Here is a 20,297-nt window from a genome sequence, read left to right on the forward strand (position 1 = left end):
GCGGCATGGCCCCGAATGGACCATTCGGGCCCCGGAGGCCACCGAAACCAGGCTCAGATCCTTCAAATAGCCCAACGCTCCCTCACGTTTCGCATGGAAAACGCCAACCCTCCCTCGTCAGCTGAGGGAGGGTTGGCGTTATACGTGCAGGACCTGAGGGAGCGTCCGGTTTTAGCGGGTGACTTCCTCCAGCAGCTCCAGCACGTGGCGGTACTGGGCGCCTGTGGCCCGGGTCATGCCCAGTTCGCACGTCCGGTTGCACGAGGCATGCGCGGCAGCGCCCATGTCCGCCACTTCCGCGGCCTGTTTCGCCGTGGCCGACGCCGTCAGTTCGGGGTGCAGCATGCCCCGGTCGCCCGCGAACGCGCAGCAGCCCCAGTTTTCCGGGACCTCGACCCGCTCGGCAACGGCCCCGGCGACGGCATCGAGGGCATCGTTGAGGCCCATCCGGGTGGAGGAGCAGGTGGGGTGGAGGGCCAGTGACTCCAGCTTCCCGTGGGCGGGAAGCCGGGGCAGGATCCGTTCGGCGGCGAAGTCCACCGCGTCCACCATGCGCAGGGCACGCTGCCCGGCCGCGGGCACGTCCGACTCCACGGCCTGGCGCAGGCCCTCGGTGCAGGAGGACGCGTCGCAGACGATGGGCAGCTCGCCGCCCCGGGTTGCCACCCGGAGGGCGGCCAGCGTCTTCTCCCGCATGGTCTCCTGGCCCGCGGCCATGCCCTTCGAGGACCAGGGTGTGCCGCAGCACAGGCCGTCGATGCCGTCCGGGACCAGGAGCGTGAGCCCGGCCCGGGCACAGAGCTGTTCGAAGCTGTACTGGACGCCGTGTCCCCCGCTGCCCTGGGCTGCTCCGGCGGGCCCGAACATGGTGCCGACGCAGGCCGGGAAGTAGACAGCGTCAACCGCGCCCGCCGGCGTCGGACGCTTCCGCACGGAACCGCCGCCCGGCAGCTCGGCGGAATACAGCGGCACCGTGTCCGCTCCGAGCACCGCCCGCGCGGCCTTGTTGGGCGGGGCGACGGCGGCGGCCGGGAGCTTGTCGACCACCGTCAGCGCCAGCGAAGCGCCACGGGTGACGCCTTCCCAGTGCTTGGCGGCGGCGTTCCACGCCCCGTTGGCGACCGGACCGGCGTCGGCTTTCCGCAGACGCTTCACGAGCGACCCGGTATTGATGTCCACCGGGCAGGCGGTCTGGCACATCCCGTCCACGGCGCAGGTGTCCACGGACTCGTACTCGTAGTCCTTCTCCAGTTCCCTGACCAGCGCCGTGTCCCCGGCCAGCCGGGCCGATTCGATGGCGCGCAGCGTGACGATCCGCTGCCGCGGCGTGAGGGTGATGTCCTTGCTGGGGCATACCGGCTCGCAGTAGCCGCAGGAGACGCAGCGGTCCACTTCCTCGGCGACGGGCGGCGCCGTCTTGATGTGCCGCAGATGCGCCAGCGGATCCTCATCCATCAGGACACCCGGGTTGAGCATCGCGGCAGGGTCGAAGAGCCGCTTGATGCTGCGCATGACGTCGTACAGCTCGTCGCCGTACTGCCGGCGGACGTACGGGGCCATAACGCGCCCGGTCCCGTGCTCGGCCTTCAGGGATCCGCCCTCGGCCAGGACGAGGTCCACCATGTCCTCGGTGAAGGCGCTGTAGCGGTCCAGTTCGGCCGCGGTGGCGAAGCCGTCGGTGAGCATGAAGTGGACGTTGCCGTCCTTGGCATGGCCGAAGATCACACTGTTGCTGTAGTTGTATTTTTCGAAGAGCCGGATCAGTTCCCGGCAGGTGCGGCCCAGCACCGGGACGGGGACCACGATGTCTTCCAGCAGCGCGGTGGTGCCCTGGGGCCTGGCCCCGGCCACCGAGGCGTAGAGGCCCTTGCGCAACTGCCAGAGCTGCCCCCGTTCCCGGGCGTCGCCTGTGAACCGGGCCGGGGCGGAGAGCCCGAGGCCCGGGAGGATGCCCTCGCCGTGTGTCTGGAGTTCCGCCAGGTGTCCGGCGCTGCCGGCGGAGTACTCCACGAGCAGGCCGGCGTGGTCCCGGACCGCCAGGTCCTGCACGACGGCGGGTGTTCCCTTGAGTGTCTGGCCCACCTTCAGTGACAGGGCATCCATCAGCTCGATGGTGGCGGCCCCGGTTTCGACGAGCGCGGGCAGGGCCGCGTTGGCGGCCTCCAGGCCCGGGAATACGAGCAGGCCCGCGGCCGCGTGCTGGAGCCGCGGGATGGTGCGGAAGACCGCCTCGGCCACGAAACCCAGGGTGCCTTCGCTGCCGACGATCAGGTGGGCCATGATGTCCACCGGGGTCCGGTAGTCCAGCAGGGAGTTCAGTCCGTAGCCCATGGTGTTCTTCATGGAAAACTGCTGCCGGATCCGGCGCACGGAGTCCGCGTTGGCCCGGACCCGCGCGGCCAGCCGGGCCAGTCCTTCGTAGAGGTCCGGCTCGAGGGCGCGGAGTTTTTGGTCGGCGTCCGCCGCCCCGGTGTCGATGACCGTGCCGGAGGGCAGGACCACGGTGAGCGACTCCAGGGTGCGGTAGGTGTTGTCCACGGTGCCGCAGTTCATGCCGGAGGAGTTGTTCGCCACGACGCCGCCGACCGTGCACGCCGCCTCGCTGGCCGGATCGGGGCCGAACTTCCGGCCGTAGCGGGCAAGCCTGGCGTTGAGGGCCCGCACGGTGACGCCGGGCTGGACCCGGACCCGGGCGCCGTCGTCGAGCACCTCGATGTCCCGGAAGTTGCGGCGGACGTCCACGAGCACGCCGTCGGTGACCGCCTGGCCGCTCAGGCTGGTCCCGCCGGAGCGGAAGGTCAGCGGCACGCCTTGGGCGGCGCTGGCGCGCAGCAGCCCGCCGACCTCGGCGGCGTTCCCGGCCGTGACGACGGCCTGCGGGATGAGCAGGAAATGCGAGGCGTCATGGGCGTTCGCGTGCAGGTCGATGGCCCGGGTCTTCACCTGGGCGGGGTCGTGCACGGCCGAGCGGAGGGCCGCCAGGTCCAGGGGGGCCATCAGGGGACCATCCAGCCCAGGACGGGGGTGGACTGCAGGAAGATCAGCACGGTGATCAGCGCCAGCAGGCCCAGGCTCCAGCCGATCAGCTTGCGGAACAGCGTGCCCTCCGCACCGTCCAGGCCGACCGCGGCGGCGGCAACGGCCAGGTTCTGCAGGGACAGCATCTTGCCCATCACGCCGGCGGAGGAGTTGGAGGCGGCCATCAGCACCGGGGACAGGCCGGTCTGCTCCGCTGCGGTGGCCTGCATCTGGCCGAACAGGGAGTTGGAGGACGTGTCGGACCCGGTGAGGGCGACGCCGATCCATCCGATCAGCGGGGAGAGGATGGCGAAGAAGCCGCCCGCGGAGGCCAGCGCGAAGCCCAGGGTGGTGGTCTGGCCGGAGAGGTTCATCACGAACGACAGGCCCAGGACGGCCGTGACGGTAACGACCGTCCAGCGCAGCTGGACCAGGGTGTCCCGGTAGATCCGCAGGCCCTGCGAAGCGCTGACCTTGTACAGCACCATGGTGAGCAGCCCGGAGAACAGCAGCAGGGTGCCGGTCGCCTTGAGGTGGTCGAGCTTGAACTTAGTGGCCGCGACCGGTTCGCCGGCCGAATCGGTGATGTCCAGACCGGGCCAGGCGAACGTCACGCTGCCGACCTGGCTCAGCCAGGTCTTGACGAACGGAAGCTGGGCCACCGAGAACACCGCGATGATGATCAGGTAGGGGGCAATCGCCATCCAGATCTGCCGGGGTTCGGGCCGGGAGTTATCGGTGGGCACCGTAGTCCCCGCGGCGCGTCCGGCGTCGGCGTCGGATCCTGCGGCGGAGCCGGGAGCGTGTCCGGCGGACCCGCCGCCAGGCGATCCGGCCGTCACGGCGACGGCGGCGTGGGCAGCTTCCGGGGCGCCCTCGACGCCACCTTCGACCCCTACGATCTCCTTCGGCTGCCAGACTTTCAGCATCAGCAGCACGGCGGCCACGGTCACGACGGCGGCGACAACATCGGTGAGCTCCACGGCAAAGTAATTGGAGGTGACAAACTGGGCCGCGCCGAAGGCGACGCCGGCCACCAGGGCCACGGGCCAGGTCTGCTTCACGCCGCGCCGGCCGTCGACGATGAACACCAGCAGCAGCGGAACGATCAGGGCGATGAACGGCGTCTGGCGTCCGGCCATGGAGGACAGATCCTGCAGCGGCAGGCCCGTGACACCGTTCAGGGCGATGATGGGCGCGGCCATCGCACCGAAAGCCACGGGTGCCGTGTTGGCCAGCAGCGAGACCACGGCGGACTTCATGGGTTTCATGCCGGCAGCCATCAGCATGGCGGCGGAGATCGCCACCGGGGCGCCGAACCCGGCCAGGGACTCCAGCAGGGCGCCGAAGCAGAAGGCGATGAGGATGGACAGGATTCTGAGGTCGTTCGAAATGGAGCGGATGGTGCGTCCCAGCACTTCGAACCACGGGGTGGCCACGGTGAGCCGGTAGATCCAGAGCGCGTTGACGAGGATCCACAGGATCGGGAACAGGCCGTAGAAGATCCCGGCCGCGGTGGCGCTCAGCGCCTGGTTCACCGGCATCTGCCAGCCGACGATGGCCAGCACGAGCGAGAGGGCCAGGCCGGCCAGGGCAGCGACGGGGGCCTTGACCTTGAAGACGCCCAGGAGGACGAAAAGCAGGACAAGCGGAAGGGCCGCGCAAAGGGCTGAAATCACGAGGGACCCCGCTATGGGGTCGAGTATCTGCTCAAACATGAGTTCTCCAGATTGTGTTAGGCGTCACAACACCGTGGCGCCCTATGATTGTCTTACAAGTACACATGATCGTCAAGAGAGGCTTGTTGGCTTGTCTGGCAAGATTGGGAGTGAATCAAAAACTCTTGGCGGGAAGGAGCTCCGGTGGCCGGGCGAATTGCAGCAGTCTCGATCGTGGACGCGGTCGCCGCGGACCTGCGGAGCCGGATCTTTGCCGGCGAACTGGGGTCCGGGGATGCCCTGACGGAGTCGGAGGTCGCGTCCTCCTACGACGTGGCGCGGCCCACGGCGAAGGCCGCCATCGAGAAGCTCGTGGCCGAGGGACTGCTGGACCGGGGGACCCACAAAACCGCCCGGGTGGTCGAACTCGGCCCGGACTCGGTGCGGGACATCTACCTGGCCCGCGCGTACCTGGAAAGTGAAGTGCTCCGCCGGCTGGCGCGCACCCGGGACGTGCCGGCAGCGGCGGTGCAGGCCAACCGCGACATCGCGGCCGCGCAGTCCGGCGCGCCGCTCGACGTCGTCGAACCCGACATGCGGTTCCACACCAGCCTGATCGACGCCGTGGGCAATGAACGGATCAGCAGGATGTACCGCTCGCTCGTGGGCGAGGTGCGGCTGTGCATGGTCCGGGTCCAGTCCCTCCACCTGCTGGACACCGCGCTGATCCGGGCCGAACACCAGAAAATCCTTGAACTGATCGAGGCCGGGCAGGGCGAGGCCGCGGCCGAACTGCTCGACGAGCACCTCGGGCGCGCCCGGGAACGGCTGGTCGCCGCCATGGGGGGAACCGCCGGGCCGGAGGCCGGGCAGCCGTCCGGGCTGCTGCCGGAGTAGCCCGGCCCGCCCGTTAGGCACCGCGGCGTCACGTACCCTTCCCGAGGGTTTTGTGGGCGGTGGTGACCCTGCGGTGCTGTTGGCTAGCGGACGCGTTCGACGCGCTTTTCGTCCCAGACGGGCTCGGCCGATTCGTAGACCTTGCCGTCGGAGCCGAACACCAGGAAGCGGTCGAAGGTCCGGGCGAACCAGCGGTCGTGGGTGACGGCCAGGACCGTTCCCTCGAAGTGGTCGATGGCGCGCTCGAGCGCCTCGGCCGAGTGCAGGTCCAGGTTGTCCGTGGGCTCGTCGAGCAACAGCAGGGTGGCGCCGGAGAGCTGCAGCAGCAGGATCTGGAAGCGGGCCTGCTGCCCGCCGGAGAGTGATTCGTACTTCTGCTCCGACTGCGGCGCCAGGCCGTAGCCGTCGAGCGCGCCGGCCGCGGCCTCCCGCCCCATGCCCGAGCGGTGTTCGTCGCCGCGGTGCAGGATTTCCAGCAGGGTCTTGCCCAGGAGGTCGGGCCGGATGTGGGTCTGGGCGAAGAAGCCGGGGCGGATGCGGGCGCCGAGTTTCACGGTGCCCTCGTGCGGGACTTCGGCGATGTCGACGTCGGACACCGGCAGGTGCTCCCGTTCCGGGTCGGTGCCCCCGGTCGCGAGCAGGCGCAGGAAGTGGCTTTTGCCGGAGCCGTTGGAGCCGAGGACGCCGACGCGGTCGCCGAACCAGACCTCGGTGGAGAAGGGCTTCATCAGCCCGGTAAGTTCCAGCTTTTCGGCCACGACGGCGCGCTTGGCGGTCCTGCCGCCCTTGAGCCGCATCTGCACGTTCTGTTCGATCGGCAGGGCCTCGGGCGGGCCGGCTTCGAGGAACTTCGCCAGGCGGGTCTGCGCGGCGTGGTACCGGTTGGCCATGTCGGAGCGGAACGCGGCCTTGTTCTTGTACATGTTGACGAGTTCCTTGAGCTTCACGTGCTCCTCGTCCCAGCGCTTCCGGAGCTCCTCGAAGCGGGCGTTCCGGTCCGCGCGGGCGTCCACGTAGGAGCCGAATCCGCCGCCGTGGATCCAGGCGCCGGCGCCGTTGATCCCCGGTTCGAGGGTCACGATGCGGCCCGCGGCATTGTTCAGCAGTTCCCGGTCGTGGCTGATGAAGAACACGGTCTTCTTCGACTCGTTGAGTTTGGCCTCCAGCCAGCGCTTGCCCGGGACGTCGAGGTAGTTGTCCGGTTCATCGAGCAGCAGCAGCTCATCGGGGCCGGCGAAGAGCGCCTCGAGCACCAGGCGCTTCTGTTCTCCGCCGGAGAGGCTCGACGCCGGGCGGTGCTGCGCGCGGTCAAAGGGCAGCCCGAGCGCGGCCATGCAGACCTCGTCCCAGACGGTCTCGACGTCGTACCCGCCGGCGTCGCCCCAGTCCACGATGGCCTGCGCATAGGCCATCTGGGTGGGCTCGTCGTCGTGCTCCACCATGGCCAGCTCCGCGGCGTCCACGGTGCGGGCGGCGGCGGCCAGGGCGGGCGGTGCGGCGGAGACCAGCAGGTCGCGGACGGTGGATTCGTCCCGGACCTGGCCGACAAACTGGCGCATGATGCCCATGTTGCCGGATCGGCCGATCACGCCTTCGTCGGCGATGAGGTCGCCGGAGATGATCCGGAACAGCGTCGTCTTGCCGGTTCCGTTGGGTCCGATCAGCGCCGTCTTGCTCCCGTCCGGGACCTTGAAGGTCACCCCGTTGAGCAGCTGGGTGCCGTCGGAGAGGAAGTAATCGATGTTGGAAACGTCAATATGAGCCACGCTTCCATCCTCCCACGGCCGCCGCTGCGGCCCGTCGGCGGCCTCAGCCCGCGGCGGTGAGGAACTCCTTCAGCAGCGGACCGGAGACGGTGGCGCCCAGCCCGCCTTCCTCGACGAACACGGCGACGGCGAGGTCCCCGTGCACGGCCACGATCCAGGCGTGGGTCTTGGGCGGGTTCTCGCTGCCGAACTCGGCCGTTCCCGTCTTCGCGGCCACCGGGGCGCCCGGGACGGAGGCGAGGAAGCCGGTGTGCCCGGAGGTGACCACGGCACGCATCATGTCCGCCAGGGCGGCGGCCTCGGTGGCGGTGACCGGGGTGCCGGAGGCCGGCGCCGGGGCCGGTGCGGAGGCTGACGCCGTGGATCCGGCGGACGGGGTGGCGGAGGTGCCGGCGGCTGCCGCCTCATCGGCTCCCGGGTTCAGCACGAGCTGCGGCGACACGGGCGCACCTTTGGCGACCGAGCCCGCCATGATGGCGGCGGCGAGCGGGGACATGAGCACCTTGCCCTGGCCGATCATCGAGGCGGCATGTTCGGTCCCGGTGGCCTCGCCCGGAACCGAGCCCAGGAACGCGCCGGCCCCCAGCGCCGGGGCTTCCACGGCGACGCCGAGGGACGTGGCAGCGGCTTCCAGCTGGGCCTGGCTGACGGTGTCGCGGGCGTTGATGAAGGCGGTGTTGCAGGAGTGCGCGAAGGCATCGCGCAGCGTCACGGATCCTAGCGAGGAGGCGGGGTAGCCTTCGGCGTTCTTGAAGGTCCGGCCGTCGACGGTCAGGGTGGCGGGGCATTCCACCGTGGATTCCGGGGTCATGCCGTTGCGGATCATGGCCAGGGAGTCCACGATCTTGAAGATGGAACCGGGGGCGTACTGCCCCAGCAGCGCGGTGTCGTAACCGTTGCTGCCCGGTCCGGAGGCGGCGGCCAGGACGGCGCCGCTGGAGGGCCGGAGCGCCACAATGGCCGACGCCGGGCCCACCTTCCCCAGGATGTCCTCGGCGAGCTGCTGGAGGTTGGGGTCCAGGCTGGTTTTTAGCGGCGTTCCCACCTTCATCTCGAGCTGGAAGATGGACCGGCGGCCGCCGTTGGGCAGGGCCTGCCGTTCCTCGGCCGTGAGGCCTGCCTTTTCGGCATAGACCTGGATTCCGTTGCTGCCGCGCAGTTGAGCGTCGTATTGCTGCTGCAGGCCACCGGTGCCCGTGGTGTCGCCGGCGTTGAGCGCACCGCCGGATTTCTCGATCTGTTCGGCGTTCGCCTCGGCGGCGGTGCCCAGCAGCGCGCGGGCGAAGGTGCGGGTGGGCGCCAGTGGGAGGGAGTCGCTGATGGCGCGGGCGCCGGGAATCTCCCCGATCTGGTCGTCGGTGATGGTCCGGCCGTCCTCGCGCAGGGTGATGGCGGTGACGAAGGCCTCCGGGCCGGCCGCCTGGACCTGCTCGGTGTAGGCCGCAGGGTCCACTCCCACCAGCTGGGCGAGCTCGGCGGCGGACGCCGCCGGATCGGCCGAAGCCAACAGGGGCTTGTCGATGCCGACGTTCACGACCGGCCGGTAGGTGACCAGTTTGGCGTCGCCGGCGCCCAGGATCTCCGCCCGCGCCGGGGACTGGGACAAGGTGCCGAGGATTTCCCCTGCGGCCAGCCCGGGGACCAGCGTCGCCGGGTTCCAGACGGCCAGCCACTGGTCGCCGGACTTCTTCAGCTCGGCGGAGGTGGTGTACTTCCACTCCCCGGAGCCGACCGTCCAGGTGTAGTTCAGCGGGACCGTGGCCGTGCCGGAATCCAGCGTCGGCTCGCCGCTTTCCACCGCGGGCTTGGCCGGGTCCAGCGCCTTGAACACCTCGTTGAGCTGCTCATTGGCGGCGCCGGCGTCCTTGCCGTCAAAGGCGACGGAGCCGACGTCGAGCGCCGAGACGGCGGACGCAAGCTGCTTCGCGGCGTCGCGCGCGCCGGCGCTGCCGTCGTCACAGGACACCAGCGACGCGCCCAGAATCAGACCAACAAGGACAATTGAAATTCTTGATATTTTCCCCACCGCGCCATTATGCCCCGAGCCGCAGACAAACCCGCTGTCACAAAGTTCTCCTGGTCCGACGCTCCCGCCCGGTTACTCCGGAGTGGACTCCACCGGAGGCCGGCAGGTCCGCGGAACTCCGGGGGATTTCCAGCCGCGGACAACACCGCCCGACGGGGTAACTGGGCAGGAACGCGGTGAAGGGGCTCAGAAGCGCCGGATGATCCGGCGCTGCGCGGCCACGGAGATCGCCGCCGTCCGGTTGTCCACGCCGAGCTTGCCGTAGATGTGCACCAGGTGCGTCTTGACCGTTGCCTCGGAAATATACAGCTGCTTCGCGATGGCCCGGTTGCCCAGGCCCGTGGCGAGCAGCTCCAGCAGCTGGATTTCGCGGGCGGACAGGGCAGGTTCGGGGTTGCGGATCCGCCCCATCAGCCGGGCGGCCACCTCGGGGGCCAGCGCGGTCTGGCCGGCTGCGGCGGAGAGCACCGCCTGGCGGATCTGCTCCGGCGGGGCGTCCTTGAGCATGTAGCCGCTCGCTCCGGCTTCCACTGCTGCGAGGATATCGGCGTCGGAGTCGTAGGTGGTGAGGATGAGGACGGGCGGGGCGGGCTGGCCGGCCTCGCCCGCCTTGATCCTGCCCGTCGCCGTGACACCGTCCATGCCGGCGCCCATCTGCAGGTCCATCAGGACGACGTCGACCGGCTCGCCTAGGGTATGGAGCCGGGAGAGCTCGGCGAGGGCCGCGCCGCCGTCGGCCGCCTCGGCGACGACGGTGAGGCCCTCGAAATCGCCCAGCATGGCCCTCAGCCCGGCCCGGACCACCGGGTGGTCATCCACCAGCAGGACTCGGATGTCGTTCACGCCGGGTTCCCTGCCGCGGAGTCCCCGAGCGGGAGCCGGATGGCCACCACCGTGCCTTCACCGGGCGCGGACTCGATGTCCAGGCTGCCGGACAGCGCGGCCACCCGTTCCTGGAGCGATTTGAGCCCGTAGCCCGAGCCGTCGGGGCGCCCGGCGGCACCCGTGACCGCCGAGGGGTCGAAGCCCGCGCCGTCGTCGAAAATATCCATCGCCACTTCGCTGCCCAGGAAGGACAGGGTCACGACGGCGGTGCCCGCCCGGGCGTGCACCCACACGTTTGCGAGGCTTGACTGCGCGGCCCGCAGCAAGGTGGTGCGGTACGGGTTGGGCAGATCCACCGGGGTTCCCTCAAGGTCGAAGCGGCAGCGCAGCCGGGTGCCGCGGGCGGCCGCCTCGGTTTCGGTCTTTTCGCAGAGCCTGCGCAGGCTGCTGACCAGGGGATCCTCCGGCGGGCTTCCCGTCTGATTCTCCGCAGGGGTCTCCGCTGACTTCCCCGCCGGGTGCTCCGCAAGGGCGGGGGGCTGCAGGCCGCGGACGAAGTTTCGGGCCTCGGCCAGATTGGCCGAGGCGGTCTCCTGGACCGTCCGGAGCCGGTCCCGGGCCGTGTCCGTGTCCCCGTCGTCGAGGGACTTTTCCGCCGAGCGGCCCATCAGCACGATGCTGGAGAAACCCTGGGCCAGGGTGTCGTGGATTTCGCGGGCCAGCCGTGCCCGCTCGGCCAGTGTGCCGGCGTCGTGCTGGCTGCGGGCAAGTTCGGCGCGGGTGCGGCGCAGCTCCTCGGCGGCGAGCCGCTGTTTTTCGGCTTCCAAGTAGAGCGCCCGGTACGCCAGCCCGGTAACGACGGCAAAGGCCGCCCCGAACGCCGGTCCCAGCACCATCGGCAACTGCAGGGCACCGCCATCCGCTCCGGAGTTGTGGAACCAGAGCGCCACGATGACCAGCACCGTGCTCAGCGCGATCGCCGGCAGCGCCAGCCGCAGCGGGAGCACGTGCAACTGCAGGAAGAAGAGCGGGAAGGCCAGCCAGACGAAGTCGGCGCTGGCCCAGATCAACAGCAGCCAGAGCAGGCAGACGGCCCCGAGCCACAGGTGCGCGTAGGGCCGCGGATCGAACCGGGACGGATCTGTGGAGTGGCGTTTCTCCAGGACCGTGCCCAGCAGGTAGACCGCCGCGAGAATCAGCGCCAGTCCCAGGGCGAGCCAGCCCGTGCCCTGCAGGCCGGTTCCCAGCAGCCGCACGACGGCAACCAGGAGCAGGACAGCGAAGCCGCTGTGCAGGCACACCCGCAGGACGCGCAGTATCACCGCGGCATCCGGGGTGCCGGCGGTGGCGGTCCCTGCCGGTGTGCTGCCGGCCTTGTCATCCATGCTTTCAGCGTAGTGCCGGGGCGGGCCGATTCCGGTCGGACCGACTTCCGGCGGGCCACGATCAACCTTTTGGTTGACCCGCCGGTCAACCATTCCGGCCTGCAGTCCCCACCGGGCGGGCGATGCCGGCGACGTGACGCAGCGGGAGGCTTGGAACTAGGCCTGAAACCCTAAGAGAAGGACTGCCATGTATCTCGCTCTCCGCGACCTCCGCTTCGCCAAAGGACGCTTTGCCCTGATGGGCGGAGTCGTCGCGCTCATCACCCTGCTGCTCGTGCTGCTCTCCGGACTCACCGCCGGCCTGGGCAACCAATCGACATCGGCCCTCGCCGCGCTCCCTGCGGACCAGATTGTCTTTGGAGCCCCCGCCGGAGACAGCGCCAAGGCGTCGTTTACCGAGTCCGAGGTCACCCGCGGGCAATGGTCCGAGTGGGACTCCCGGGAAGGCGTCGCGCACGCCGAGCTGCTGGGCATCAGCCAGAGCCGGTTCCAGGCGATCGGCCCCGCGGGCGCCCCTTCCGGGACGGCCAGCGTGGCTGTCTTCGGCACGGAGGGCGGCACCGGCCTGGCGCCGGCCCCCGTAGCCGAGGGAACGGTCGTGATCGGCAGCAGCCTCGCCGAGGAACTCCAGCTGCATGCCGGCAGTCCCGCCACGGTGGGCGGTACCGAACTTACCGTCTCCGCCGTCGTCCCGGACCAGTGGTACTCCCACACCGGCGTTGTCTGGACCACGCTCGGCGACTGGCAGACGCTGGCCCACATCTCAGGCAATGATGCCGCCGCGACCGTCATCGCGGTCACCGCCGACGACGAACTGGCGCTCGACGTCGATGCCGCCAACGCAACGGCCGGGACCGTCAGCACGACCCGGGACGGGTCCTTCCAGGCCCTGGGATCCTACAAAAGCGAAAACGGTTCCCTGCTGCTCATGCAGGCGTTCCTGTACGGGATCTCTGCCCTGGTCATCGTGGCATTCCTGACGGTGTGGACCGTGCAGCGCACCCGCGATATCGCGGTCCTCAAGGCACTCGGGGGATCCTCCGGCTACGTCCTCAAGGACGCGATGGTCCAGGCGGCGTTCGTGCTCCTCGCCGGGGCCACGGCCGGGGGCGCCGCCGGCGTGGCCGGCGGCTTCCTCGCGGCCGGGGCAGCCCCGTTCCTGCTGACCCCGCAGACCACCCTGCTGCCGGCGGCGGGCATTGTGGTGCTCGGACTGGCGGGCGCGGCCGTGGCGGTCCGGAGCATCACCCGGGTCGATCCGCTCCTGGCCCTGGGCGGCAACTAGCCCCGTTCCGCACCGCACTCAAAACATTCCCTGAAAGGCATACACCGTGAACACCGCCCTGAATCTCGTCAGCGTCACCCTCGAATACCCCGATGGCGACGGCACCCTCAAAGCGCTTGACGACGTCAACCTGAAGCTCGCCCGGGGGGAGTTCCTCTCTCTTGTCGGCCCCTCCGGGTCGGGGAAATCCTCCCTCCTGGCCGTTGCCGCCACTCTCGTCAGGCCCACGGCAGGGCTCGTGCTGATCGGCGGGATCGATGCCGGCGGACTGTCCGGGGAGGAACGCACGTCACTGCGCCGGGACCAGATCGGCATCATCTTCCAGCAGCCGAACCTGCTGCCGTCCCTGACCGCGCTGGAGCAGTTGGTGATCAGCGACCACCTGCGCGGCAACCCGGCGAAGGCGGCCAGGGTCCGTGCCGCCGCCCTTCTGGATCTCGTTGGACTGGCCCCGGCGGCCGGGAAACGGCCCCACCAGCTCTCCGGCGGCCAGCGTCAGCGGGTCAATATCGCCCGCGCCCTGATGGGGGATCCTGCCGTGCTGCTGGTGGATGAACCAACAGCCGCCCTCGACCACGACCGCAGCGAGGCCATTGTGCGGCTGCTGCGCCAGGTTACGGACGAGTTCGGCGTCGCGACCGTGATGGTCACCCACGACACCGGCTTCGTCCCGCTGACGGATACGGTCGCCAGCATGCGTGATGGCGGGCTCTCCGCCCTGCAGCCGGTGAGTCCTGCCCTGGCCTGAGGCCCTTGCCCATGGTGACGCAGGCGCCCCTAGATCCGGAGGGCCGGCAGCCCGAGGCCGAATATGTCTCTTAGGGCATATTTAGCGGCGTGGAATCCTGGCATGCCTGTCACGCCGGGCCCCGGCGGGGTGGAGGAGGAACAGAGGTAGACGCCGCGCAGCGGGGTTCGCCAGGGGACCGGGCTGAGGACGGGCCGCCGGATGATGCCGCGGAGGTCCATCAAGCCGGCACTGAAGTCCCCGCCGACGTAGTTCTCGTTGTACTTCCCGAGTTCAGCCGCTGTCGTGACGTGATGGCCGAGGACAAGGTCGCGGAATCCGGGCGCGAAGCGCTCCAGCTGGGCCGTCACGGCCTCCGCCATGTCCACGGTGGATCCGGCCGGCACGTGGCAGTAGCTCCACAGGATGTGCCGGCCCTCCGGTGCCCGCCCGGCGTCGAAGCCCGATGGCTGGGAGATCAAAACATAGGGCCGTTCCGGATGCCGCCCTGCGGCGACGAGGTTTTCCGCCTCGGCCATCTCCGCACGGGTGCCGCCCACGTGGACCGTGCCGGCATCGGCCAGCCCGGGCGCCGCCCACGGCACGGGGCCGGACAGGATGAAGTCGACCTTGCAGGCCGCGTTTCCGAACCGGAACGACTCAAGGGCGCGGCGGTAGCGGTCGGGGAGCCTGCCTTCCGCCATTCTCAACAGCCCGGGCGGCGCCACGTCCAGCAGCGTGGCGCGGACCGGAGGCAGGTCCGCCAGGGATCCGATCCGGGCCCCGGTTTCCACGGCCCCGCCGTGCGCTTCAATGTCCGCCACCATGGCCTGCGCGATCGCCGCGGAGCCGCCGACCGGGACGGGCCAGCCGACCGTATGGGCCAGGGTCCCCAGCATGAGGCCGGCTCCGGCCGGGGCGGGGGCCGGGAGCTGCGCCACGGCGTGCGCGGCGACCCCGGTCAGCAGCGCGGGCGCCAGCTCCTCCCGGAACCGCAACCCCCAGAGCGGTGAGCCCTGCTCCAGGACCCGGGCTCCGAACAGGGCGGCCGCCACCGGGTCGTGCGGTATCCGCAGGAGCTGGTTCAGCGTCAGGTCCGTGATGCCGTCCGCGCGCTGCACGAGCGGGGCCATCAGCCGCCGGAAGGCGCGGCCGTCGCGTCCCAGGCCGGCTACGGTGCGCTCGAGGGAGCGGTACGCCAGCGCCGCCCGGCCGCCGTCCAGCGGTGTTCCGTAGGAGACCTCGGGTATCTCCAGCCGGATCCGCCGGGACAGTTCGAACTCCCGGAAGAACGGCGAGGCCAGGGCCATCGGGTGCACCGCCGAGCAGACATCGTGAAAGTGGCCGGGCTCCATGAGTTCCGTGGTGCGCAGTCCCCCTCCCGGGGTGGTCGCCGCCTCGTAGACGTGCACCTTCAGTCCGGCGCGGGCGAGGGTCACCGCCGCGGCGAGCCCGTTCGGTCCTGATCCGACGACAGCGACATCAGGCATCCGCGGACGCCCTCCGCCAAGGCAGCACGGATGCCGCGGGCCGCAGCAAGTCAACCCGCAGCCGGTCCGGAACCCCTTCGAACGGCCCGCCCTGCGGATCATCCATCCCGTACCGGCGGACCACGTCGTGGCTGGGGTCCCAGATCTCCCAGGCCACCCGCGCCATGAGGTAGCCGGTGGCAATCATGTGGAAGACGACGGCCAGGACGTAGTAGGGCATATCAATATTGTGCTGGGAGACGCCGCCGCTCGTCACCTGTCCGAGGTACATCCAGACGGCCGCCCAGTGCAGCGCCTCGAAGGTCTGCCAGATCAGGAAGTCGCGCCAGCGCGGCCGGGCCAGGGCAAGCAACGGGATGAGCCAGATGACGAACTGGGGTGAGTAGACCTTGTTAGTCAGGATGAACGCGGCAACGATCAGGAAGACGAGCTGTGCGAGCCTGGGCCGCCGGGGCGCGGCCAGAGCCAGTGCGCCGATCAGCACACAGGCCAGCACGAAGATGTTCATGGCCAGGGTGTTGATCGCCTCGGGCTGCAGGGGGAGCCAGCCCAGCCGCCCGGCGACGAGGTTGTAGGCAAACCAGGGCGAGCTGTAGCCCGCGGGCCGGTCCTCGGTGAACTGGTAGAAGTATTTCCAGCCTTCCGGATTGACGGCGGCAACCGGGAGGTTGACGGCCAGCCACGCGGCGGCGGCGGCGCCGGCCGTGACCAGGACCGCCCGGATCCTCCCGGTGCGCAGGGCCAGCAGGAGGACAGCGCCAAGAATCAGCACCGGGTAGAGCTTCGTTGCGGTGCCCAGCCCGATGAAGATCCCGGCCAGCACGAGTTTGTTCCGAGAGAAGAAATACATGCCCAGGGCCAGCAGTCCAACAGCCCACATGTCCCAGTTGATGGTGCCGGCCAGGATGAGGCCGGGAGCCACCGCCACCATGGCCGCGTCCCAGGGTCGACGGCGGGCCATCCGTGCCGTGGCGAGGACCGTAACGATCCAGACGGCCAGGATCAGGGCTGCGTTGATGTCGAAGTAGGCCAGGATGCGGCCGGCCGAGACGCCCTCGCCGGGCACCAGCAGGGCCGTGGCGCCTGCGATGAAGCCCATGAGGACGGGGTACTCGAAGAACGTCCCCTGCGTGATGAAGGGGAAGGTACCTTCGCCGAGGCCGCGGTTCTTGAACAGTTCCGGGAAGTCCGAATAGCAGGTCGCATAGAACTGGCCCGGGGTTTCCCAGCCGTTGCCGCGGCAGTAGGACTTGAGCAGGACGCCGATCACGGCTGCCAGAACGGTGAGCAGGATCAGGACGCGTTCGACGGTGAAAAATCCGGGGGAAACGATGCCGGGGGCAGAGCGGCGGCCCATGGGTCCACCGATCAGCTCGGTGAAGTTCCTCAGCATGGGGTCGCTGCGGCTCGGAATGACCAGTCGGACACGTCTGCGGTGCTCCGGCGGCTTAGTCTCCTGCATGTCCCCGAGCTTACCGGGGCGGCTGCGGGTGCCGGTGCTGCGCCGGGCGGACGGCTGAACGGGTGCTTAACCGGGGGAGCCCACGCGTCGCCGCGTGGGCTCCTTGCGGATCGGTTCCGATGTCAGTCATCGGTTCCTCCTTCGATGCCGGGACCTGCCTCAGCGGATGAGGCCCATCTGGTGCATAACGACGTAGACGTCTTCACGCTTCTGGTCGAGGAGTTGTCCGTTGAACAGCGTTGTGTGCCGTGGGGCCGGTTTGAGGCCCCGGCGCAGTATTCTCTGGAGTTTCTGCTTCATGGTGGTCACCTCCCGCCGCCGGCTCGTGCTGCGTGGTCGGGCTGTGATGCTGGCAATTGTCACGATGGACCTTTCATTGGTACTGCGGGAACGGGGGTAATTGGGCATGCCAATTAGAGCCTCTGTGAATTGAAGAATAAAAGGCCGTAATTGGGCAGGCAAATGCCCGGCGCTAATTACACGGTTTCGCAAAAGCGAAGGGAGGCTCTTGGACGCGGGGCGCCGCAACCCCAACAAGAAGCTGGGTTCCGAACTTTGGGGATGCTGCGCAACCGCGTGGTTCCGCCCGTTCAGTCCACTGTCACGGGACTCCCGGGAAGGGGAGTGCCGGTACCGCGCTGGCTCCGCTTCCTAGGTCAGGGACCTGGCGGCGGCGGGAGGGGTCAGGAGACAGTCGGACCGAAATTTGGGCGCAATTCAGCGTCAGAGGCCGGGGTGGCGGCGACGAAGTACATCCATCCGCTAGTCAAAGTAATCATTTATCCCAACCTCCTTTTCTGTTATGCCGTGGCTCCGGCTGACTAGCCGGGCGACGCGCGCCTCGACCCCGGCAGGACGCTCTGGGGTCAGAAATAAAAATACACCAACAATGCAGCACTTGACTACCGCATTCATAAACTTTCTTGAAGTTATTTTCTAAATCGTGTTTATAGTCCCCAGCGGACCACTGCCGGGGTCTTCTTGTCCCAGCCGAGTGTGCAGACTTTCGCGGTTCCGAGGATAAAGTGCCGGCCCTCGTGGGGATCGAGCCCCAGCCACCGGGCGGTGAGGATCCGGGAGAAGTGTCCATGGGCCACGATGAGCACATTGTCCAGGCCGGATTCCAGCACCCGTGCCACGATCTTGTCGGCGCGCGCGGCGACGTCATCGAGCGCTTCGCCGTTCGGCACCCCGTGGGTCCAGATCAGGTACTCCGGGTTGTCCTTGCGGATGAGGTCCGAGCTGATGCCCTCGTAGTCTCCGTAGTCCCATTCGACCGCGAGCGGCTCCAGCTGGGCGTCGGGGAAGCCGGCGAGTTCCGCGGTCCGGCGCGCACGGCGCAGCGGGGACGTCAGCACCAGGTCGAAGTCGACGGCGTCGAGCACCTTGCGTGCCTCCACGGACTGCTGCTCCCCCTCGACGGTAAGCGGGAGGTCGGTGAGGCCGGTGTACTGGCCGCTCTTGGACCACTCCGTTTCGCCGTGCCGCAGGATCCACAGCTGCGGGCGGGGGGCGTTGGAAGGTGCAATCACTTAGGACTCCTCGGTTGAGAGTGCGACGGCGGACTCGGGCTGTGCAGCCCACCATTCGTGCAGTTTGGCCTCGGCGACGGCGGGTTCGAGCGGGCCGTGCTCCATCCGTTCCTCCAGCAGGAATTTGTAGGCGCGGCCGACAACAGGGCCGGGCTTGAGTCCCAGGAGTTCCATGATCCGCCCGCCGTCGAGGTCCGGGCGGACGGCCTCCAGCGATTCCTGCTCCCGCAGGGCCGCGATCCGGGCCTCGAGGTCGTCGTAGGCGAAGGCCAGCCGCTCGGCCTTGCGCTGGTTGCGGGTGGTCACGTCCGAGCGGGTCAGCCGGTGCAGCCGTTCGAGCAGCGGACCGGCGTCGGTGACGTAGCGGCGGACCGCGGAATCGCTCCAGCCGGCTTCGCCGTAGCCGTAGAAGCGCATGTGCAGTTCCACCAGCTTGGCCACGGCCTTGATGGTGTCGTTGTCGAAGCGCAGCGCCTTCATCCGTTTTGTCGTCAGTTTGGACCCGACCATGTCGTGGTGCCGGAAGCTCACCGCGCCGCCCGGTTCGAAGCGTCGCGTGGCCGGCTTCCCGACGTCGTGCATCAGGGCTGCGAACCGCAGCACAAAGTCCGGCCCGGGCACCGGGCCGTCGGGATCCGTTTCGAGTGCGGCGGCCTGCTCCAGGACCTGGAGCGAGTGCTGGTACACGTCCTTGTGCCGGTGGTGCTCATCCGATTCGAGGCGCAGGGCGGAGACCTCCGGCAGCACGAAGTCAGCCAGCCCGGTGTCCACGAGGAGGTCCACGCCGGCCCGGGGGTGCGCCGCGCAAATGAGCTTGACCAGCTCCTCGCGGACCCGTTCCGCGGAGATCATGGTGATCCGTTCCGCCATCCGGGACATCGCGGAGCGGACGTCCTCATGCACCGTGATCCCCAGCTGCGCGGCGAAGCGGGCGGCGCGCATCATCCGCAGCGGATCGTCGGAGAAGGAGGATTCCGGCGCCCCCGGGGTGGCGAGGATGGAGGCGTGGAGGTCGCGGACGCCGCCGAACGGATCCACGAGCTCCAGCGCGGGCAGGCGCAGGGCCATGGCGTTGATCGTGAAGTCCCGGCGCAGCAGGTCATCTGTCAGCGACGTTCCGAACGCCACCGCGGGTTTGCGGGAGTCGGGATCGTACGCCTCGGCGCGGTAGGTGGTGATTTCGATCTGGAAGCCGGCCTTGCGCATCCCGATGGTGCCAAAGGCGCGCCCGATTTCCCAGTAGTTGTCGGCCCACTTCCTGATCAGGGCGACCGTCTGGTCCGGGGTGGCGTCGGTGGTGAAGTCCAGGTCGGGGGACACCCTGCCCAGGAACAGGTCGCGCACGGGCCCGCCCACCAGGGAGAGTTCGTGGCCGGCGTCGACAAACCGCTGCCCAAGCTCCAGGACCACAGGGTCCACCTGGAAATCAACAGTGTGCGAGTCAGTCTTGTGATGTGCGTGCGCCATAGTTTCTTAAGCTTGTCAGAAAACCCGGCCAGCACCACACCGAATGCTCGCCAAGTCCGGCTCCTTGCAGCGAAGCCGGGGACGGATCGGGCGATCCACTTTCCCGGCCGTCCACTTTCCTGCCATGTTTAGGTCATCAAGTGCGGACAAGAGTCGTTAGAGTGGACTTCATGGCCCATCCCGTACCGAGCGCTCCCGGCAGGAGGACAAACGCACCGTTGCCGTCGGCAATCGGTGCCAATGTCGCGCCGGTCCAGCACTCCGGACAGGCCTCGCTCCCCACGGTGGAAGAAATCTCCGCCGGCGGCGTTGTGGTGGACACTTCCGACGGCGAACTGCGGGTTGCGATCATTGCCCGCCTTAACCGCGGCGGGCGGCTGGAATGGTGCCTGCCCAAAGGCCATCCGGAAGGGAAGGAAAGCAACGAGGAAGCCGCCGTGCGGGAGATCGCGGAGGAAACGGGCATCGAGGGCAAGATCCTCGCACCGCTGGGAAGCATCGACTACTGGTTCACGGTCAGCGGGCACCGCGTCCACAAGACCGTCCACCACTACCTTCTGCAGGCCACGGGCGGGGAACTGACGATCGAGAATGATCCGGACAAGGAAGCCGTGGACGTCGCCTGGGTTCCCATCCTTGAGCTGGCCCGGAAGCTCTCCTTCCCGAACGAACGCCGCATCGCCGACCTGGCCAAGGAAGTTCTGCCAGAACACCGTTAGGCCCCCACAACCCCCCTTATCGGACGCGGATAGCGCCTAA

Annotated in this window: 15 protein-coding genes; 4 read left to right on the forward strand and 11 right to left on the reverse strand. The window is 68.9% G+C overall.

Annotated elements, in window-relative coordinates; genetic code table 11:
• Window positions 1-171: 171 nt before the first annotated feature.
• Together J2W14_RS00975 and J2W14_RS00980 are read right to left on the reverse strand one after the other, a co-directional pair.
• On the reverse strand, window positions 172-2,997 hold the full coding sequence (locus J2W14_RS00975) for an FAD-binding and (Fe-S)-binding domain-containing protein (RefSeq protein WP_307457081.1): 2,826 nt from the start codon (window positions 2,995-2,997) through the stop codon (window positions 172-174).
• On the reverse strand, window positions 2,997-4,736 hold the full coding sequence (locus J2W14_RS00980) for an L-lactate permease (RefSeq protein ID WP_307457084.1): 1,740 nt from the start codon (window positions 4,734-4,736) through the stop codon (window positions 2,997-2,999). The genes J2W14_RS00975 and J2W14_RS00980 overlap by 1 nt, the downstream gene beginning before the upstream one ends.
• A 144-nt stretch (window positions 4,737-4,880) precedes the next feature.
• Here J2W14_RS00980 and J2W14_RS00985 point away from each other — a divergent pair, with 144 nt between their 5' ends.
• On the forward strand, window positions 4,881-5,573 hold the full coding sequence (locus J2W14_RS00985; RefSeq protein WP_307457087.1) for a GntR family transcriptional regulator: 693 nt from the start codon (window positions 4,881-4,883) through the stop codon (window positions 5,571-5,573).
• 83 nt (window positions 5,574-5,656) lie between these two features.
• Here J2W14_RS00985 and J2W14_RS00990 read toward each other — a convergent pair whose 3' ends face one another.
• From J2W14_RS00990 to J2W14_RS01005, 4 genes are all read right to left on the reverse strand, one after another.
• The gene (locus tag J2W14_RS00990; RefSeq protein ID WP_307457089.1) at window positions 5,657-7,339 is read right to left on the reverse strand and encodes an ABC-F family ATP-binding cassette domain-containing protein; all 1,683 of its coding nucleotides are present in this window, start codon (window positions 7,337-7,339) and stop codon (window positions 5,657-5,659) included.
• Window positions 7,340-7,382: 43 nt separating this feature from the next.
• Window positions 7,383-9,365: a penicillin-binding transpeptidase domain-containing protein gene (locus tag J2W14_RS00995; protein ID WP_307457092.1), complete on the reverse strand. Its 1,983-nt coding sequence runs from the start codon at window positions 9,363-9,365 to the stop codon at window positions 7,383-7,385.
• 186 nt (window positions 9,366-9,551) lie between these two features.
• Complete coding sequence (locus J2W14_RS01000; RefSeq protein WP_307457095.1) at window positions 9,552-10,208, reverse strand: response regulator; 657 nt, start codon at window positions 10,206-10,208, stop codon at window positions 9,552-9,554.
• Window positions 10,205-11,575: a sensor histidine kinase gene (locus tag J2W14_RS01005; RefSeq protein ID WP_307457100.1), complete on the reverse strand. Its 1,371-nt coding sequence runs from the start codon at window positions 11,573-11,575 to the stop codon at window positions 10,205-10,207. The genes J2W14_RS01000 and J2W14_RS01005 overlap by 4 nt, the downstream gene beginning before the upstream one ends.
• Window positions 11,576-11,762: 187 nt before the next feature.
• On the opposite strand from J2W14_RS01005, the gene J2W14_RS01010 reads away from it, so the two are divergent.
• Together J2W14_RS01010 and J2W14_RS01015 are read left to right on the forward strand one after the other, a co-directional pair.
• On the forward strand, window positions 11,763-12,860 hold the full coding sequence (locus tag J2W14_RS01010; protein ID WP_307457103.1) for an ABC transporter permease: 1,098 nt from the start codon (window positions 11,763-11,765) through the stop codon (window positions 12,858-12,860).
• Between the two features lie 46 nt (window positions 12,861-12,906).
• A complete protein-coding gene (locus J2W14_RS01015) occupies window positions 12,907-13,608 on the forward strand; it encodes an ABC transporter ATP-binding protein (RefSeq protein ID WP_307457106.1) in 702 nt (233 codons plus the stop codon).
• A gap of 29 nt (window positions 13,609-13,637) precedes the next feature.
• Here the strand turns inward: J2W14_RS01015 and J2W14_RS01020 are convergent, their stop codons facing one another.
• The 5 genes from J2W14_RS01020 to J2W14_RS01040 all read right to left on the reverse strand — a co-directional run bounded on the left by J2W14_RS01020 (window position 13,638) and on the right by J2W14_RS01040 (window position 19,538).
• Window positions 13,638-15,077 (reverse strand): phytoene desaturase family protein, encoded by a 1,440-nt coding sequence (locus J2W14_RS01020; RefSeq protein ID WP_307457109.1) that lies wholly within the window; start codon window positions 15,075-15,077, stop codon window positions 13,638-13,640.
• Window positions 15,070-16,539, reverse strand: a complete 1,470-nt coding sequence (locus J2W14_RS01025) for a glycosyltransferase family 87 protein (RefSeq protein ID WP_307457112.1) — start codon at window positions 16,537-16,539, stop codon at window positions 15,070-15,072. The genes J2W14_RS01020 and J2W14_RS01025 overlap by 8 nt, the downstream gene beginning before the upstream one ends.
• Before the next feature lie 159 nt (window positions 16,540-16,698).
• Entirely contained in the window at window positions 16,699-16,839 is a 141-nt protein-coding gene (locus tag J2W14_RS01030) for a hypothetical protein (RefSeq protein ID WP_307457115.1), read from the reverse strand.
• 647 nt (window positions 16,840-17,486) lie between these two features.
• Complete coding sequence (locus tag J2W14_RS01035; protein WP_282378878.1) at window positions 17,487-18,071, reverse strand: histidine phosphatase family protein; 585 nt, start codon at window positions 18,069-18,071, stop codon at window positions 17,487-17,489.
• Window positions 18,072-19,538 (reverse strand): CCA tRNA nucleotidyltransferase, encoded by a 1,467-nt coding sequence (locus J2W14_RS01040; RefSeq protein WP_307457119.1) that lies wholly within the window; start codon window positions 19,536-19,538, stop codon window positions 18,072-18,074.
• A gap of 170 nt (window positions 19,539-19,708) precedes the next feature.
• Here J2W14_RS01040 and J2W14_RS01045 point away from each other — a divergent pair, with 170 nt between their 5' ends.
• Window positions 19,709-20,257, forward strand: a complete 549-nt coding sequence (locus J2W14_RS01045; protein WP_370871156.1) for an NUDIX hydrolase — start codon at window positions 19,709-19,711, stop codon at window positions 20,255-20,257.
• The last annotated feature ends 40 nt before the right edge of the window (window positions 20,258-20,297 follow it).

Origin of the sequence: Pseudarthrobacter oxydans, assembly GCF_030812335.1 — a bacterium.
In the GTDB taxonomy this organism is placed as follows: domain Bacteria; phylum Actinomycetota; class Actinomycetes; order Actinomycetales; family Micrococcaceae; genus Arthrobacter; species Arthrobacter oxydans_B.